Annotated in this window: 15 protein-coding genes and 1 tRNA gene; 8 read left to right on the forward strand and 8 right to left on the reverse strand. The window is 64.5% G+C overall.

Annotated elements, in window-relative coordinates:
- The first annotated feature begins 4 nt into the window (after positions 1 to 4).
- Together ACUJB0_RS07090 and ACUJB0_RS07095 are read left to right on the forward strand one after the other, a co-directional pair.
- Positions 5 to 541, forward strand: coding sequence for a hypothetical protein (locus ACUJB0_RS07090; protein ID WP_444844610.1), 537 nt, complete (start codon positions 5 to 7; stop codon positions 539 to 541).
- Between the two features lie 84 nt (positions 542 to 625).
- A complete protein-coding gene (locus ACUJB0_RS07095) occupies positions 626 to 1,057 on the forward strand; it encodes a DUF29 domain-containing protein (protein WP_444844611.1) in 432 nt (143 codons plus the stop codon).
- Here ACUJB0_RS07095 and ACUJB0_RS07100 read toward each other — a convergent pair.
- Positions 1,042 to 2,460, reverse strand: coding sequence for a PQQ-dependent sugar dehydrogenase (locus tag ACUJB0_RS07100; RefSeq protein WP_444844612.1), 1,419 nt, complete (start codon positions 2,458 to 2,460; stop codon positions 1,042 to 1,044). The genes ACUJB0_RS07095 and ACUJB0_RS07100 overlap by 16 nt on opposite strands.
- Before the next feature lie 116 nt (positions 2,461 to 2,576).
- On the opposite strand from ACUJB0_RS07100, the gene bla reads away from it, so the two are divergent.
- The 3 genes from bla (at position 2,577) to ACUJB0_RS07115 (ending at position 4,500) form a co-directional block, all read left to right on the forward strand.
- Positions 2,577 to 3,425, forward strand: coding sequence for a subclass B3 metallo-beta-lactamase (bla, locus tag ACUJB0_RS07105; protein WP_444844613.1), 849 nt, complete (start codon positions 2,577 to 2,579; stop codon positions 3,423 to 3,425).
- On the forward strand, positions 3,422 to 4,117 hold the full coding sequence (locus ACUJB0_RS07110) for an alpha/beta fold hydrolase (protein WP_444844614.1): 696 nt from the start codon (positions 3,422 to 3,424) through the stop codon (positions 4,115 to 4,117). The genes bla and ACUJB0_RS07110 overlap by 4 nt, the downstream gene beginning before the upstream one ends.
- 119 nt (positions 4,118 to 4,236) lie before the next feature.
- Positions 4,237 to 4,500, forward strand: coding sequence for a HigA family addiction module antitoxin (locus ACUJB0_RS07115; RefSeq protein ID WP_161082256.1), 264 nt, complete (start codon positions 4,237 to 4,239; stop codon positions 4,498 to 4,500).
- Here the strand turns inward: ACUJB0_RS07115 and ACUJB0_RS07120 are convergent.
- From ACUJB0_RS07120 to fdnG, 7 genes are all read right to left on the reverse strand, one after another.
- Positions 4,485 to 4,580: transfer RNA gene (locus tag ACUJB0_RS07120), tRNA-Sec, on the reverse strand. The genes ACUJB0_RS07115 and ACUJB0_RS07120 overlap by 16 nt on opposite strands.
- 6 nt (positions 4,581 to 4,586) lie before the next feature.
- Positions 4,587 to 6,488 (reverse strand): selenocysteine-specific translation elongation factor, encoded by a 1,902-nt coding sequence (gene selB / locus ACUJB0_RS07125; protein ID WP_444844615.1) that lies wholly within the window; start codon positions 6,486 to 6,488, stop codon positions 4,587 to 4,589.
- On the reverse strand, positions 6,485 to 7,975 hold the full coding sequence (selA, locus tag ACUJB0_RS07130) for an L-seryl-tRNA(Sec) selenium transferase (protein WP_444844616.1): 1,491 nt from the start codon (positions 7,973 to 7,975) through the stop codon (positions 6,485 to 6,487). The genes selB and selA overlap by 4 nt, the downstream gene beginning before the upstream one ends.
- Positions 7,972 to 8,967 carry a formate dehydrogenase accessory protein FdhE gene (gene fdhE, locus ACUJB0_RS07135; RefSeq protein ID WP_444844617.1) on the reverse strand — a complete coding sequence of 332 codons (996 nt, stop codon included), beginning with the start codon at positions 8,965 to 8,967 and terminating at the stop codon, positions 7,972 to 7,974. The genes selA and fdhE overlap by 4 nt, the downstream gene beginning before the upstream one ends.
- Positions 8,968 to 9,037: 70 nt before the next feature.
- Positions 9,038 to 9,691: a formate dehydrogenase subunit gamma gene (locus ACUJB0_RS07140; protein ID WP_161082253.1), complete on the reverse strand. Its 654-nt coding sequence runs from the start codon at positions 9,689 to 9,691 to the stop codon at positions 9,038 to 9,040.
- A complete protein-coding gene (gene fdxH / locus ACUJB0_RS07145) occupies positions 9,688 to 10,602 on the reverse strand; it encodes a formate dehydrogenase subunit beta (protein ID WP_161082252.1) in 915 nt (304 codons plus the stop codon). The genes ACUJB0_RS07140 and fdxH overlap by 4 nt, the downstream gene beginning before the upstream one ends.
- A 19-nt stretch (positions 10,603 to 10,621) precedes the next feature.
- Positions 10,622 to 13,693, reverse strand: a complete 3,072-nt coding sequence (fdnG, locus tag ACUJB0_RS07150; protein ID WP_444844618.1) for a formate dehydrogenase-N subunit alpha — start codon at positions 13,691 to 13,693, stop codon at positions 10,622 to 10,624.
- A gap of 210 nt (positions 13,694 to 13,903) precedes the next feature.
- Between fdnG and ACUJB0_RS07155 the strand changes: the two genes are divergently transcribed.
- The 3 genes from ACUJB0_RS07155 to ACUJB0_RS07165 are packed head-to-tail and all read left to right on the forward strand — an operon-like array spanning position 13,904 to position 16,238.
- Positions 13,904 to 14,398, forward strand: a complete 495-nt coding sequence (locus ACUJB0_RS07155; protein ID WP_444844619.1) for a nuclear transport factor 2 family protein — start codon at positions 13,904 to 13,906, stop codon at positions 14,396 to 14,398.
- A 41-nt stretch (positions 14,399 to 14,439) separates the two neighbouring features.
- Positions 14,440 to 15,477 (forward strand): sensor histidine kinase, encoded by a 1,038-nt coding sequence (locus tag ACUJB0_RS07160; RefSeq protein WP_444844620.1) that lies wholly within the window; start codon positions 14,440 to 14,442, stop codon positions 15,475 to 15,477.
- Positions 15,477 to 16,238: a LytR/AlgR family response regulator transcription factor gene (locus tag ACUJB0_RS07165; RefSeq protein WP_444844621.1), complete on the forward strand. Its 762-nt coding sequence runs from the start codon at positions 15,477 to 15,479 to the stop codon at positions 16,236 to 16,238. The genes ACUJB0_RS07160 and ACUJB0_RS07165 overlap by 1 nt, the downstream gene beginning before the upstream one ends.
- The last annotated feature ends 2 nt before the right edge of the window (positions 16,239 to 16,240 follow it).

A 16,240-nucleotide genomic window follows, 5' to 3' on the forward strand; every position in this document is an offset into this window, starting at 1 on the left:
CACTATGAAACGCAAACTCGCTGCAATGCTGGCTATTGGCGCATTCATCGCCTTCAGCCAGCCTTCTTTTGCCGCCACCATTCAGGAGAATCGTGACCAGATTCAAAACGTTGTCGCGACCTTTCGAGATTCCATCATCAAAAAGGATGCGCCAACTTTCATGAAGCTGTTCCTCAAGCGGGATATACCGTGGATTGGCGTGGTTACCGACAAGAGCCTCGCGCTCGCGGTCGCAAGCAGAAACGATCCCAAGGCGCCGCCTCTGGAAAAACTGCTCCCGGACATCAATCCTCAAGAATATATTGATTGGGTAGCCCGGGACAAGGCGCCTATCGAAGAGACCTTCGAGAACGTGCGCATCGATACCGATGGCGAGGTTGCCCAGGTCTGGTTCGACTACAACTTCTACAATTCGGGCTGTAAGGAAGCCTTGGGTAAAGAAGCCTGGCAGTTGGTCAATACCAGGGATGGCTGGAAAATCAACTCGGTGATATTTTCCGTCGAATCCCCTCCGCGCGCGGCGCACTGCGCCAAACCCTGACTGAGGCTGGTCCTGTCCCCATCGCCAATCTGACATGAACTTTTCTGCCTGCCGATGGTCTCATCGTAAGAGGAGGGCGTATCGATGACAACGGCATATGAAGACGACGTGGCGGCATGGGCGCTGGAGCAAGTGGCGTTGCTGCGCGCCGGGCAATGGGGCTTGCTGGATATTGACCACATCGCCGAAGAAATCGAGGACATGAATATCAGCCACCGCCATCAACTGGCGCACCGGCTGGCGATATTGATGGCTCATCTGTTGAAGTGGAAGTACCAGTCGGACCGGCGCGGCGCCAGCTGGAAGAACACCATCCGCAACCAGCGCGACAAGATCGGCAAGCTGCTGACACAAATGCCCAGCTTGCGCCGTTTGCTGGAAGATCCCGAATGGGATCAGGAAGTCTGGGACGATGCGGTCGATCTTGCCGGCCGCGAAGCCAACCTGACCGGCCTGCCCAAAGCCCGCGAATGGGACTTCGGGCAGATATTGTCGGCCGATTATTTCCCGTCGTAGGTGACGCGGTACACCCGGCCGCCGTAGTCGTCCGACACGATCATCGACCCGTCCGGCAGCGTGGCGACATCCACCGGCCGGCCGACCACTTCCTCGCCGCGCAGGAAGCCGTCGATGAAGGCGGTGTCGGTGACGACCTTGCTGTTGTACAGCGTGATCAAGCGCACGCTGTAGCCGCTCTTGGTCGAGCGGTTCCACGAGCCGTGCTCGGCGATGTAGACGTTGTTGCGATAGGCCTCGGGGAACTGCTTGCCGGTGTAGAAGGTCAAGCCCAGCGGCGCCACGTGCGGCCCCAGCTTGGCGGCCGGCGGCTCAAATTCCTCGCAGCTGCGGCCCTTGGCGAAGGCCGGGTCTGGCACCACGCCTCCGTGGCAGTAGGGGAAGCCGAAATGCATGCCCGACTTGGGCGCCACGTTCAGCTCGCACGACGGCGTGTTGTCGCCCATCTCGTCGCGGCCGTTATCGGTGAACCACAGCACTTTGGTGACCGGATGGAAGGCGAAGCCCACCGTGTTGCGCACGCCGCGCGCGTATTCCTCCAGCTGGCTGCCGTCGGCGTTCATGCGGTAGATCTTCGCGCTCTTGGTGTCCTCGACGTCGCACACATTGCACGGCGCGCCGACCGGGATATACAGCTTGCCGTCCGGCCCGGCCTTGATCACCTTCTCGCCATGCCATTTGTCGTTGGGCAGGCTGACCTTGACCACCTCGTACGAAGGCTTCTGCGCATAGCGCTTGTCGATATTGTCGAAGCGGATCACGCGGCTGATCTCGCCCACGTACAGCGCGCCGTTGAGCAGCGTCACGCCGATCGGGTTTTCCAGTCCTTCGGCCACGGTGACGACATCGGCCGTCTGCTTGTCGGCGCGCGGCACCAGCGCGTACACCTTGCCCGCCTTGCGCGAGCCGACATAGACGATGCCGCTGTCCGACACCACCATGCTGCGCGCGGCGGCGACCTGGTTGGCGTAGACGCTGATGTGGAAGCCCTTGGGCAGCTTGAAGCCGGCCAGGTCGGGTACATCGCGCTGTGCCTTGGCCTCGGGCGTCAGCGCAACAGCCGGCTTGGCGGCGCCGGTAGCGGCAGCATTGGCGGCGATCAGGTCGGCGAGCATGGCGATCTGGCTCGCGCTCAGGGCGGGAGACCAGGCCGGCATATCCTTTTCCGGCATGCCCTTGCTGATGATTTTGATGAGGTTGGCCTTGGTGGGCGCGCCGTGCAGCCAGGCGTGATCGCCCAGCGACGGCCCGACAGCGCCCTCCATCTTGACGCCATGGCAGGCGGCGCAATTGGCCTGGTAAAGCTTTTCGGCCGCGCCGGATTTCGGCTCGGCCGCTTGGGCGGCGAGGGTGGCAACGGCCAGGCAGGCCACGGTGGCGGCGCAGAGTGCGGAATATTTCATGGACGGTTCCTTTGAATGGCGACACGGTATTGTGCCAGTCTCTGCCGGCCATAACCATGGCGGCGTGGGCGGATGTACAATATTCCTTCTTTATCAACCCTGGCTTCCTCTATTTCATGATCAAACCCTTGCTGGCCGCAGTGTTCTGTGGCCTTGCCGTCTTCGCCGACGCCCATGCCGCGGATGACGACTGGAACAAACCGGTCGAACCGTTTCAGATTTACGGCAACACCTATTACGTCGGCGTGAGCAGCCTCAGCTCGGTGCTGGTGACGTCGCCTCAAGGCCACATCCTGCTCGACGGCGGCTATCCCGATTCGCCGCAGCGCATCGCCGCCAGTGTCCGCAAGCTGGGTTTCCGCGTGCGGGATATCAAGCTGATACTGAGCTCGCACGATCACTTCGACCACGTGGGTGGTATCGCCGAACTGCAGCGCATGACCGGAGCGACGGTGGTAGCCAGTCCGCCGACCGCCGCAGGGCTCAAGCGCGGCAGCATGGCGAAGGATGATCCCCAGTTCGTCGGCAGCACGCCGTTTGCCAAGGTGAGCAAGGTACGCACGGTGCGCGATGGAGAGACCGTCAAGGTCGGGCCGCTGGCGGTGACCGCCATGTTCACGCCGGGCCACACGGAGGGCGGCACCAGCTGGACGTGGCGCTCGTGCGAACAAGACCGCTGCGCCAGCATCGTCTACGCGGACAGCATCAATGCGATTTCCAGCGATGGCTACAAGTTCACCGAGCACCCGGAGGTGGTGAAGCAGTTCGAACAAAGCTACGCTGCGCTGGAGCGGGCGCCGTGCGACATCATCGTCGCCGTTCATCCGGAATTCTCCGGCATGTGGGAGAAGCGCAAAAGCGGCAAGCCGGACGCCTTCCTGGACGGCGGCGAGGGCTGCAAAGCCTACGTCAAGGTAGCGCGCGACAAGCTCAATCTGCGTCTGGCATCGGAGGCGGGCAAATGATCGTGGACTTCGATGTGGCCTATGACGGTCATGTGCTGAAGGGCGACCAATACGTCGGCGCCGACAGCAATCGCGTGCTGTACCTGCACGGCGCCGGCGCCAGCACCCGTCGCGGCCATGGCCTGCTGCGCGGCGCCTTGCAGCAGCGCGGCATAGGCAGCACCTGCTTCGACTGCATCGGCCACGGCGACACCGGTGGCCTGATGGCGCAATCGTCGGTAGCCAGCCGCACGCGCCAGGCGCAGACGGTGGTGGCGGCGCGCGGCGTGCCGGAGCCGTTGGCGATCGTCGGCGCCAGCATGGGGGCCTACAACGCCGTCCGCATGACGCAGAGCCATCGTGTCGATGCGCTGGTGCTGATTGTGCCTGGCGTGTACACGCCGTCGGCGTATGAAGTGCCGTTCGGCCCCGAATTCTCGGCCGTGATACGGCGCGAGCGCAGCTGGTCCGACAGCGACGCCTGGGATATCCTGTCGCGCTTCGAAGGCCGCCTGCTGGTGATCGCGGCCGAACACGACGCCACGATCCCGCTGGAGATCCCGGAACGCCTGGTCGCCGCGGCGACGCGCGCGCAATCGAGCCGGCTGCACATCGTACAGGGCGCCGAACACAATCGCCTCTGGTCGTTGCTGGAAGAAGACCCGCTCGCCTTCGCCGCCGCCGTCGATATGGTCGCGGAGACGCTTAAGTAAGATCAATCCGCTGGTTGCGATGCCGTTCCATTGTCGAGGGAACTCATTTGTAAAACGTTCCCGGATAGGATACCGTGACCATGATACGTTCCTTCGCCAGCACGAATCAGGAGAACGATATGAGCGCATATCTTCAGGAAATCCATCCGGGCGAGATACTGCGGGAAGAATTTATGAAGCCCGTAGGCTTGTCGGAGGCCGAGCTGGTTGCCGTGCTTGATGTGCCGAGTGCAGACATTATTGCGCTGATCGCCGAGACGGGACCGGTAACGCAGAATCTTGCCCGAGCGTTGGCTGCTCATTTCAAAGTCAGCGTTCAGTTCTGGCTGAATCTTCAGGCCGCGTACGATGCGGGCATGAAAGAAAATGGCGGAAGGCAGTAGGAGTCGAACCTACAGGGGAGCGTCTGACGCCCCCCACCGGGTTTGAAGCCCGGCCCCATCACCGGATGAGTATGCCTTCCGTGGAACTACTCGCCACTGTACGACCACACCGCGTTCGGTCGTATCATGTGGATGTTGCCTACGCGCCGAGTATAGCCGACGCGATCGAAGAACTCCAATATCTGTATGGCCCGCTTTCGACCCAGCCCGGTCGCGTCGCGGAACGCCGACGCCTGTACTTCGGGCAGCGCCGCCGCCAGCGCCGCCAGTTCGGCCAGCCGCTTGGGATGGTAGAACAGGTCCGGCACCACCTGGCTGATCTCGCCCGTCTTCGAGAGCTTGAGCAGCAGGCGGCGCACCTCCGCCTCTAGCATGCCATGATCGCGCGACAGGTCGCGTACCCACGGCGGATCGAACGCACCCACCAGCAGGGCGGCCAGCAGCGGCAAGGCCTGCGCCTGTTCCTTCTCGCTTAGTTCGACGCTGTGGCCGGGCAGGTGAAGGCTGCGGCCACGGTGCTTCACCTGGCCGGCGCCGACCAGCGATTCGACCAGACGGCTCCACAACCGGTCCTCCATCTCCGGCGCGACGATGCGCTTGAGGCGCCACAGCTCAGGGCCCGCGTCGTCCGGAGCGCGCGCGTGGAATTCGGCCAGACCGCCGAGGATACGCGCCTCCAGCGCCTGCACTTCGCCGGCGGCAAGCAGCAGCGCATCGCCACCTTGCAGCGGCACTTCGATGGTATCCGGCGGCAGCGCGATCTGGTCGGCCGGGAACTGCGACAGCCGCATCAACGCCGACCTGCGCAAGCCGAGGGGGCTGCGCGCCAGCAGCGAGGCGACATCGCCGCTGGCGACGAAATCGGCCAGCGCCTGCAGCCACGCCATGCGCGTCGCGCTGCGCCGTTTGCGCGCCGGGCCGAATGGATCGAGCACCATGCCGCCGCCGATGGTGACGGTGGCCTGCGCGTTGCGGATCACGAAGCGGTCGCCCGGCACGGCATGCACCGGAGCGTCGAGCACCAGCTGCACGCGGCCGGTATGCCCGGGCGCCAGCAATTCGCCGTCCAGCATCACAACGTTGGCCGTGTGATGTGCGGCGCCCAGATGCACATGCAATGGCGACCATGACTTGAGCGTCTGGCTGCAATCGGGCATCAGCGTCAGTTCGGCGTCGATGCGGCTGGAGCATTCGCCGAGCGCTGGAGCGACCACCCAGGTGCCGCGCTCCACTTCCTCCTTCGCCACGCCGTGCAGGTTGAGCGCTAGCCGCTGGCCGGCATGGCCGGAGTCCGCGCCGCGGTTCTGCGCGTGGATGCCGCGCACGCGGGCCTGCTGTCCGCCCGGCGCCAGTTGCAGCACTTCGCCGACGCGGACGCTGCCCGCCAGCGCGGTGCCGGTGACGATGGTACCCTGGCCGGACAAGGTGAATACACGATCGACGCCAAGCCGGAACAGGCGCCGTTCATCGCTGGCCGGCAGCGACGCAGCCATCTGGGCAAGGTGCCGCAGCAAGGCCTGCACGCCGGCGTCGTCGGGCGCGCTGGCGTTGGTGCGGAAGATCCGCGCTTCGGCGAAGTCGGTTGGCGTTAGCAGGGTGCGGATATCCTGCTCCACCTGCGCGATGCGTGGCGCATCGACACGGTCTATCTTGGTCAGTGCCACCGCGCCGCGCCGCACGCCCAGCAGGCGCAGGATGGCCAGGTGCTCCAGCGTCTGCGGCATGATGCCGTCGTCGGCGGCGATCACCAGCAGCGCGGCGTCGATGCCGGTCACGCCCGCCGCCATGGTGCGGATGAATTTTTCGTGGCCCGGCACGTCGATGACGCCGAGGATGTCGCCATTTTCCAGCGGGGCGTAGGCATAACCGAGTTCGATCGATATGCCGCGCGCCTTTTCCTCCTTCAGCCGGTCCGTATCGACGCCGGTAAGCGCACGCGTGAGCGTGGTTTTTCCATGGTCGATATGACCTGCCGTGCCGACGATCATGCGGCCAGCAGCGGCAGTTGGTCGGTGAAGCGCTGGCGCTGGTGCTCGTCCAGGCAGCGCAGGTCCAGCCACAGCGCATCCTGCGCCACGCGGCCGATCACCGGCAGCGGCAAGGCGCGCAGGCGCTGTTCCAGCATGCCGAGCGCATTGCTGATGCGCCCAGCAGCGGCGGCGCGTATCACCAGGCCATGGCTGGGCAACTGGTCGACTGGCAGGGCGCCGCTGCCGATCTGGCTCATCATCGGTTCCGAGCTGACTTCATAGCCGGCGCCCAGCGCCGCCTGCAACGGCGGCAGCAGCGCCTGCGCCAGTTCGCGCATGTGGGCGGCGGGGCGGGTCAGCAGCTTGAGGGTGGTCAGGCGTTCGGGCAGCAGGTCCGGCGCGCGGTACAAGGCGAGCACCGGCTCCAGCGCGGCCAGCGTCAGTTTGCCGACGCGCAGCGCGCGCTTGAGGGGATTCTTCTTGATCTGCGCGATCAGATCGGCGCGGCCGACGATGATGCCACATTGCGGCCCGCCCAGCAGCTTGTCGCCGCTGAAGGTGACCAGGTCCGCGCCGCCGGCGATGGTTTCGCGCACCGTGGTTTCGTGCGGCAGGCCGTATTGTTCCAGATCGACCAGCGTGCCGCTGCCCAGGTCCACCGCCAGCGGAATGCCGTGCCGCTTCGACAGCGGCGCCAGCTCCGGCAGCTCGACGCTCTTGGTGAAGCCGGTGATGGCGTAATTGCTACAATGGACCTTCATCATCAGCGCGGTCTGCGGGCCGGCTGCTTCGGCATAGTCCTTCAGGTGCGTGCGGTTGGTGCTGCCCACTTCTCGCAGCACGGCGCCGGCACGGGTCATGATGTCCGGGATGCGGAAGGCGCCGCCGATTTCCACCAGCTCGCCGCGCGAGACGATGACCTCTTTGCCCTGCGCGATGGTGTTCAGCATCAGCAGCACGGCGGCGGCGTTGTTGTTGACGATGGTGGCCGCTTCGGCACCGGTCAGTTCCAGCAGCAGGTCTTCAATCAGGTTGTCGCGGTCCCCGCGCTTGCCGGTGTCGATGTCCCATTCAAGGTTCATCGGCCAGCGCAGCGCCTCGGCGACGGCTTGCACCGCGCTGTCGGGCAGCAGGGCGCGGCCAAGGTTGGTGTGCAGGACGGTGCCGGTGAGGTTGAACACAGGCCGCAGCGGGGAGCGGTTGGTCTCGCGCAGGCGCGCGGCCAGCATCGCCAGCACGGCGGGGGTGCCGGTATCGCCGGTGGCCGGCATGCCGTCGCGGCGGCTGGCCAGCATCATGCCGCGCAGTTCGGCCAGCAGCATGCGGGCTGCTTCCAGCGTTTGCACGCGGCCATATTCGGCGATCAGCGGTTCGCAGGCGGGGTCCGACAGGATCAGGTGGACGGCGGGCAGGTGGATGGCGCCCGCCGCTGCCGGCAAGCCTGCGGGCGATGCGGCGTCCTGGTGCTCGCCGGCGCTGGCCTTGGTGTCCGTCTTGCCGCTCATTCGGCGTTGAACCACAACAGGGGATTGCCGCTGGCGCGGGCATAGCCAGCCTCGCCGACCAGCAGGTCCAACGCCAGGCTGGCCAGGTCGTCGGCCAGCGGTTCGACGTTGTAGTCGTGCTCCTGGTTGAAGATCTTGCGGTAGGTGCGGCAGTCGTCGCAGGTCTCGGCGCGCGCCACCTTGCTTGGGTCATTGGCCTTGTTTGCGATTTCGGGCGCGGCGGCGTCGGCCGGCTCGATGCTCTGGTAGGCGATGTGCGCGGTATGCTCGCAGCACGAGCATTTGACCCGCACCATATGCCACTCGCTGGCGCAGCAGCTGCATTGCAGGTAGCGGTAGCCTTGCGATTGTCCACCGATGCGGATCACGCTGGCCACCGGATGCGCGCCGCACACGGGGCACAGCGTATTGGTCACCAGCGGCGCCACGCGCTGCGCGTCCAGCTGGCCTGCGCGCATGGTCCAGACGATCTGCAGCGCGGCGGCGATAAAGGGCGCGTGCAGCGGATTGACGCTGTCGGTCAGCTCCGAGAGTACCGCGTCGGCGCAGCCTTCCAGTTCCGCGCTATCGAGCGCACGCAGCTCGGCCAGCACGGAGGCGATCTGCGGCTGGCCTTCCGCCAGCGGATCGAGCTGGTCGAGCAGGGCGCCGAACACGGAACGCCACGACGGCGGCCGCGCGCCGCTGACCGGCAGCGGCGGCATATTATGTTCGAGCGAGACGTCGATGTCGGCGGCGTCGGGCAGGGCGAAGGCGTCCGACGGGAAGTTCTGCACCACTGCGGCTTGCGCGTCGACCAGCGCGGCCATCAGCAGCAGGTAGCCGCGCAGCGTTTCGCCGACGGGAATGCCTTTGATTTCATTTTTGGCAAGCTGGCGCAGGCGGGCGGCGCGCGCGGAGAACAGGCTGCGCGGTTGCGGCAGCAGCAGGCGTGGAATGGCGTTGTGATCGAGTGTTTCGATCTCGCCGGGGGCAAGCAGGCGTTGTACCAAGATGTCTCCCAGAGTGCCGGCGGCGACGGAGCCGCCGGCTCTCCGGCTATTCTAATCCTAAACTGCCGGGTCAATCACGTGATTTGCGCGCCACTTCCTCAAACCAGCGCTGGTGATGCTTCCGCGCCCACCCGTAGGTAACGGTGCCGCGCACCATGGCGCCTATCGAACCCTTCACCCACAGGCCGGCATAGACGTGTATCACGATCACGCAAATGATCACGAACGCGCAGAAAGCGTGCAGCAGCGCGGCGAAGCGGACGACGTCAATGGGGAAGTAGAACGCGAAGTAGGCACGCCAGATCACCACGCCCGACAGCAGAAGGCAGCACATGCAGACGATCAGCACGAAGAACAACAGCTTCTGACCCGCGTTGTAGCGGCCCACCTTGGGCACCTTGTCCTCGCGCTTGTGAATCACGTCGCCGATTTGATCCAACCACTGTTTATCGCCCGGCTCGAACTGGTTGTGATGCCAGAAGCGCACCACCAGCAGCGCGAACGAGACGAACATCACCAGTCCGATAAACGGATGCAGGATGCGCGTCCACTGGCCGCCGCCCAGGAACACCGCCAGCCACGCGGTCGCCGGATGGAACATCGCCAGCCCGGACACCGCCAGCAGCACGAAGCAGATGGCGGTGATCCAGTGGTTGCTGCGTTCATTCGGCGTATAGCGCTCGATCAGCGGGTTGCCGTCCTTGTCGCGATCAGGTGTGCTCATTTTTCGCTCTCCCGGATACGGTTGGCTTCATGCAGCGCCTCGGCTTCCTCGTCCTTGCTCACCTCATTCGGCCCGACGCGCGAGTAGTGGAACCAGCCCGCCAGCGCCGTGACGGCGATGCCAGCCAGCGCCAGGGGCTTGGTCAGGCCCTTCCACAGTCCGACCATGGGGCTGATGCTCGGATTGGCCTTCAAGCCGTGGTAGAGGCCCGGCTGGTCGGCGTGGTGCAGCACATACATCACGTGCGTGCCGCCCACGCCGGCCGGATCGTACAAGCCGGCGTTGGCGTAGCCGCGCGACTTCAGGTCCTCGATGCGCTCCGCCGCGTGGTCCTTCATGTCCTCCTTGGTGCCGAAGACGATGGCGCCGGTGGGGCAGGTCTTGACGCAGGCCGGCTCCTGGCCGACCGCCACGCGGTCGGAGCACAGCGTGCACTTGTAGGCGCGGTCGTCCTTCTTGGAGATGCGCGGCACATCGAACGGGCAACCGGCCACGCAGTAGCCGCAGCCGATGCAGTTCTCCTGGTGGAAGTCGACGATGCCGTTGGTGTACTGGACGATGGCGCCGGGCGAGGGGCAGGCCTTCAGGCAGCCCGGGTCCTCGCAGTGCATGCAGCCGTCTTTGCGTATCAGCCATTCGAGGTTGCCGTCGTTGGTCTCGTGTTCCGAGAACCGCATCACGGTCCACGATTGCGGCGACAGGTCGATCGGATTGTCGTACACGCCGGTGGTCTCGCCGACGTCGTCGCGCAGGTCGTTCCACTCCATGCAGGCGGTCTGGCAGGCCTTGCAGCCTATGCACTTCGACACGTCGATCAACTTGGCGACGGTGCCGGTGACGGGCGTGCGCGCCACCGGTTCCTGCACCGTGGTGGCCGACATGCGCTTGATATCAAGGGATTGTAGTGCCATGGTCATTCTCCTCGGGCCGTCATGCTTTTTCCACTTTCACCAGGAAGGACTTGAATTCCGGTGTCTGTGAATTGCCGTCACCAACCGTCGGCGTGAGGGTGTTGATCAGGTAGCCCGGTTTGGTGACTCCCTTGAACCCGAAGTGGATCGGCAGTCCGACCTGGTGGGTCTTCTTGCCGTCGATGATGAGCGCCTTAATGCGCTTGGTCACCACGGCCTTGGCCACGATGTGTCCGCGCTTGGAGCTGACCTTGACGCGGTCCCCGTGCGCCACGCCGATCTCCTTGCCCAGGTCTTCGCCGATTTCCACAAACTGCTCCGGCTGGATGATGGCGTTCAGGCGCGCGTGCTTGGTCCAGTAGTGGAAATGCTCCGTCAGGCGGTAGCTGGTCGCTACGTGCGGGAACTCGGCCACCTTGCCCAGCTTGGCCCGGTCGTTCGGGAACATGCGGCCGACCGGATTGCTGGTGGCGCGCGCATTCGCCGGATGCAGCGGGTTGTGGCCGACCGGCGTTTCGAACGGCTCGTAGTGCTCGGGGAAGGGCCCCTCGGCCATGGCGTCGCGCGAGAAGAAGCGCGCCACGCCCTCGGCCAGCATGATGAATGGTCCCATGCCGTTTTCCGGTGGCTCGTCCGCCTTGAAGTCGGGGATGTCGGCGCCGGCCCAGTTGGTGCCGTTCCATCCCACCAGCTTGCGCGTGGGGTCCCACGGCTTGCCCTTGGTGTCGCAGGAAGCGCGGTTGTAAAGGATGCGTCGGTTGGCCGGCCAGGCCCAGGCCCAGTTCAGCGTCTGGCCGATGCCGGTCGGGTCGGAGTTGTCGCGCCGTCCCATCTGGTTGCCGGCCGAGGTCCAGCAGCCGGCGAAGATCCAGCAGCCGCAAGCCGTGCTGCCGTCGTCGCGCAATTGCGCGAAGCCGGCCACCTGCTCGTTTTTCTTCAGGATGACTTTCGTCGGGTCCTTAGGATCGGTGAGCTCCTTGAGCGCCTTGCCGTTGTACTCCATCGCCAGTTCTTCCGGCGTTGGGCTGAACGGCTTGGCGTACGGCCAGGTGAGGTTGACGATAGGGTCGGGGAATTTGCCGCCGTCGGTCTGGTACATCTTTTTGATGCGCAGGAAGATGCCGGACATGATCTCCAGATCGCTCTTGGTCTGTCCCGGACCGTCGGCCCCTTGCCAGTGCCACTGCAGCACGCGCGAGGAGCTCACCAGCGAGCCGCGTTCCTCGGCGAAGCAGGTGGTCGGCAGGCGGAACACCTCGGTCTGGATCTTGGTCGGATCGACCTGGTGGAACTCGCCGAAGGGCCGCCAGAACTCCGCCGTCTCCACCGCGAGCGGGTCCATCACCACCAGGTACTTCAGCTTGGACAAGGCTTCCGTGATCTTCTGCTTGTCCGGCGCCGAGGCCAGGATGTTGAAGCCCTGGCAGATGTAGCCGTTCATTTTCCCTTGATGCATAAGCTCAAACGCCTGCATCATGTCGTAGGGCTTGTCCAGCTTGGGCAGGTAGTCGAAGGCGTAGTTGTTCTCCTCCGTGGCGGCGTCGCCCCACCAGCACTTCATGAAGCTGACCAGGAACTTCTTCGCGTTGCTGTAGTAGCTGAGCTGATTCGGACGCAAAGGCTTCAGCGCGCGCTTGGCCACGTAGGCCTCGAAGTCCTGCTCCGCCTCGCCGGGCAGCGACAGGTAGCCGGGCAGCATATTGGTCAGCAGCCCCAGGTCGGTCAGGCCCTGGATGTTGGAGTGGCCGCGCAGCGCGTTCATGCCGCCGCCGGCGATGCCGATGTTCCCCAGCAGGAGCTGCACCATGGCGCCGGTGCGCAGCGTTTCCGCGCCGGTGGAATGCTGCGTCCAGCCCAGCGCATACAGGATGGTGGCGGCGCGGCCCGGAACTGCGGTCGATGCCAGCATCTCGGCGACCTTGTGGAACTTCTCGGGCGGTACGCCGCAAGCTTTCTCCACCATCTCCGGTGTGTAGCGCGCGTAGTGCTTCTTCATCAGCTGATAGACGCAGCGCGGGTGTTCGAGCGTGGCGTCGATCTTGGCGAAGCCGTCGTCGCCCATCTCGTAGTTCCAGCTGCTCTTGTCCGTGTACTTGCCCGCTTTTTCGTCCCAGCCCGAATACAAGCCGTCATTAAAGGCGAAGTCCTCGCGGACAATGAAGGGCATGTCCGTGTAATTGCGGACGTACTCGTGCTGGATCTTGTCGTTCGTGAGCAGGTAGTTGATGATCCCGCCCAGGAAAACAATGTCCGCGCCGGTACGGGTAGGGACGTAGTAGTCCGCCACCGAAGCGGTACGGGTAAAGCGTGGGTCGACCACGATCAGCTTCGCGCCGCGATGCGCCTTCGCTTCCGTGACCCATTTGAATCCGCAGGGGTGTGCTTCCGCTGCGTTACCGCCCATGACCAGGATGACATCAGCGTTCTTGATGTCCACCCAATGATTCGTCATCGCACCACGTCCAAATGTCGAGGCAAGACCTGCCACCGTCGGACCGTGTCATACACGCGCTTGATTGTCGAATGCCAGCATGCCCAGACTGCGCATGGTTTTATGGGTCAGATAACCTACTTCATTGGTCGCCGCCGACGCGCACAGCATGCCGGTGGTGGTCCAGCGGTTGACGGTTTTGCCATCCGCCGTCTTGTCGATGAAATTGGCGTCGCGATCGGCCTTCATCAACTTGGCGATGCGGGTCAGCGCGTCGTCCCAGGAGATTTTGCTCCACTCGGTCGCGCCGGGCGCGCGGTACTCTGGCACCAGCAGGCGGTTTTCGGAGTGGATGAAATCGACGAGGCTCGCGCCCTTCGGGCATAGCGTGCCGCGGTTGACCGGGTGGTCGGCGTCGCCCTCGATGTGGATGATGCTGGCCTTGGCGTTCTTGGCGCCGTCGCCCAAGCCGTACATAAGGATCCCGCATCCCACGGAGCAGTAGGGGCAGGTGTTGCGGGTTTCGGTGCTGCGCGCCAGCTTGTATTGCCGGACTTCGGCCAGGGCCGATGCCGGCGCAAAGCCGAGAAGCGCGATGCTCGAACCCGCGATGGTCGCGCCAGTCACCCGAAGGAACTGACGCCTGGTCATCTGGTTCATGGGGTAAGCCTCTCATGATATGAAAAGACCTACCAAGTCTATCACTATAAAAATGGAAGCCCCGTAACAAAATGAATCGGATGTTGTGTTTTCGGCAGTGGATGGCGGGGCAGCACCGCTTCGCCGCATCCCGTGCACGGTCCGGCGCAATCGGCTCGACCGGCGAGGCGCCGGCGCTTATCGTGACTTTTTACTCACATTGGAGTCCATATGCACAAACTGCCGTCCTTTGTTTTTACCCTCATCATCGCCGCCTGGTGCGCCGCGCCCGCGCGCGCCGCCGACACCGGACATGACGCCGACGTGGCGGCCATTCGCCAAGTCGTCCAGCAGTTCCAGTCCGCCATCATCGCCCACGACGGGAAAACCCTGGGGGGCCTGTTCCTGCCGGACCACGACAGCTGGCTATCGGTACTCGACACCCCAACCTGGAAATCGATCAAGGCGAACAACCCGGCGGCGCCCAAGGTGGTGCGCTCAAGCTGGCAAAAGTTCGCGAACTACATCCAGACTTCCACCGGGCCGGTCGAAGAGCGCTTCTACGATGTGCGCATCGAAACGAATGGCGCTGTGGCCTCGGTCTACTTCAACTTTGATTTCCTCGGCAACGGGAAAGTCACCAACCGTGGAAGCGAAAGCTGGCAGATGGTGCAGACCGGGGAGGGCTGGAAGATTAGCTCGATGCTTTACTCGATAGGCGACTGACGCGCTAGAATCGGTGCTTTCCTCTTTTCCGGATGCGCAGCTTGAAAGAACCCGCACCACGACTCGTCGCAGTCCTCGCCGCCTTGCCGGTTGCCGCCTCCATGGCGATCCTCGGGCTGCCGGAGCTCGGGCATGGTTACGCCGCCGCCTTCCGTGGGCTGTACTTTGTCGCCTGCATGGCGTGGATCGCGCCGCTGGCCTGGCTGCAGCGCCTGTTGTGGCGCCGCGAGAGCGGGTTGCTGGCCACAGCGCTCATCTTGCTGGCGGCAAGCTACGCGATGTCGGTGGCGAATGCGCTGGCGGGGCAGCGTCTTGCGATCGCGCTCGGGCTGGCGGCCGGTTATCGCTGGCCCAACCTGGTACAGGGGCTGGATGGCTGCTGGCTGGCGCTGATCGCGTTCTGCGCCGTGCATGCGGTGGCGGTCTACTATTTGTCGCTGCAGCGTACCCGGTTGCGCCTCGCGCAGGCTCTCGCGCACGCGCGGGATGCCGAACTGCGGGCATTGCGCCTGCAGGTGAATCCGCACTTCCTTTTTAATACGCTGAATGCGATATCGGGCCTCGTCGCCGCCGGCGACAATCGCGAGGCCAATCGCATGATCAGCCGCGTGGCGGATTTTTTGCGCGCCACCCTCGTGCATGACGGCCGCCATGAACACGCGCTGGCCGAGGAGCTGGCATTGATGGAGGCCTACCTCGGCATCGAACAGGCAAGGCTCGGCGAGCGCCTGCGGGTGACGATGACTGCGGGCCCCGACGTGCTTGGCGCGGCGGTCCCGTACTTGCTGCTGCAGCCGCTGGTCGAGAATGCGATCCGTCACGGTATCGCCCCGCTGGCCACGGCGGGCCGGCTCGACATCCGCGTCGAGCGTAGCGGCGCCAACCTGGCGGTCGAACTGCTCAATGATGGACATCGACCCGTGTCGGCTGCGACTTCCGGCGCCGGGATCGGCCTTGCCAATGTGGCCGAGCGGCTGCGCCACCTGTACGGTGGGGAGCACCGGTTGGTCGCCAACTGGCGCAGTGAGCGCAGCTTCCACGTGCGTCTGACGCTGCCGCTGCGGACTATGGCGGCATGATGCCGGTCCCGATCACCGTCGCGATCGTCGACGACGAGCCGCTGGCGCGGCTCGCGCTCAAGACACGGCTGGCACACAGGCCCGGTTTCGAGCTGGTGGCGGAATATGGAGACGGCGACACCGCCGTCCAGGGACTGGCCGCGCTGCGTCCGGACCTCGTCTTCATGGATGTCGAAATGCCAGGCCGCAGCGGCCTTGAAGCGTTGCGCGCGCTGCCTGTGGACAGCCGGCCCATGGTAATCCTGGTCACGGCGTATGACAGCTTCGCCTTGCAGGCATTCGACCTGGCGGCGTTGGACTATCTGCTCAAGCCAGTCGATGACGACCGTTTCGACGAGGCCTTGGACCGCGCAAGAAGGGCCTTTCCCTGGCACAGGAAGAACGAAGAAGTCCGTTTGCCGGCGCCTGCACCCTGGACGCAGACGTTCACGATACGAACGGGGACGCGCACGGTACTCGTGCGGGCCATCGATGTCGAGCGCATCGAGGCGGACGGCGATTATGCGACGCTGCACGCGGGTGGCAAGACGCACCTGGTGCGGGAACCCCTGCATCTGCTGGCCATGCAGCTCGATCCGCTGCGGTTTCAACGCGTGCATCGTTCGGCAATAGTTCGCATCGACATGGTCGAAGAACTGCGGGCGTTGACCAATCGCGACGCCTTGCTGCGCCTGCGCGACGGCAGCCTGCTGCGCGCAAGCCGCACCTACATGCCGGCGCTGCTGGAGGCACTTGGTCGCCACGAGAACCGGTGCGGGTGATT

This window comes from Duganella caerulea (assembly GCF_040362985.1).
GTDB classification, from domain to species: domain Bacteria; phylum Pseudomonadota; class Gammaproteobacteria; order Burkholderiales; family Burkholderiaceae_D; genus Rugamonas; species Rugamonas vulcania.

What these genes read in the sequence shown, in the direction of transcription:
- ACUJB0_RS07090 (WP_444844610.1), top strand. Translation starts at nt 5, where the DNA reads ATGAAACGCAAACTCGCTGCAATGCTGGCTATTGGCGCATTCATCGCC.
- ACUJB0_RS07095 (WP_444844611.1), top strand. Translation starts at nt 626, where the DNA reads ATGACAACGGCATATGAAGACGACGTGGCGGCATGGGCGCTGGAGCAA.
- ACUJB0_RS07100 (WP_444844612.1), bottom strand. Translation starts at nt 2,460, where the DNA reads ATGAAATATTCCGCACTCTGCGCCGCCACCGTGGCCTGCCTGGCCGTT.
- bla (WP_444844613.1), top strand. Translation starts at nt 2,577, where the DNA reads ATGATCAAACCCTTGCTGGCCGCAGTGTTCTGTGGCCTTGCCGTCTTC.
- ACUJB0_RS07110 (WP_444844614.1), top strand. Translation starts at nt 3,422, where the DNA reads ATGATCGTGGACTTCGATGTGGCCTATGACGGTCATGTGCTGAAGGGC.
- ACUJB0_RS07115 (WP_161082256.1), top strand. Translation starts at nt 4,237, where the DNA reads ATGAGCGCATATCTTCAGGAAATCCATCCGGGCGAGATACTGCGGGAA.
- selB (WP_444844615.1), bottom strand. Translation starts at nt 6,488, where the DNA reads ATGATCGTCGGCACGGCAGGTCATATCGACCATGGAAAAACCACGCTC.
- selA (WP_444844616.1), bottom strand. Translation starts at nt 7,975, where the DNA reads ATGAGCGGCAAGACGGACACCAAGGCCAGCGCCGGCGAGCACCAGGAC.
- ACUJB0_RS07140 (WP_161082253.1), bottom strand. Translation starts at nt 9,691, where the DNA reads ATGAGCACACCTGATCGCGACAAGGACGGCAACCCGCTGATCGAGCGC.
- fdxH (WP_161082252.1), bottom strand. Translation starts at nt 10,602, where the DNA reads ATGGCACTACAATCCCTTGATATCAAGCGCATGTCGGCCACCACGGTG.
- ACUJB0_RS07155 (WP_444844619.1), top strand. Translation starts at nt 13,904, where the DNA reads ATGCACAAACTGCCGTCCTTTGTTTTTACCCTCATCATCGCCGCCTGG.
- ACUJB0_RS07165 (WP_444844621.1), top strand. Translation starts at nt 15,477, where the DNA reads ATGCCGGTCCCGATCACCGTCGCGATCGTCGACGACGAGCCGCTGGCG.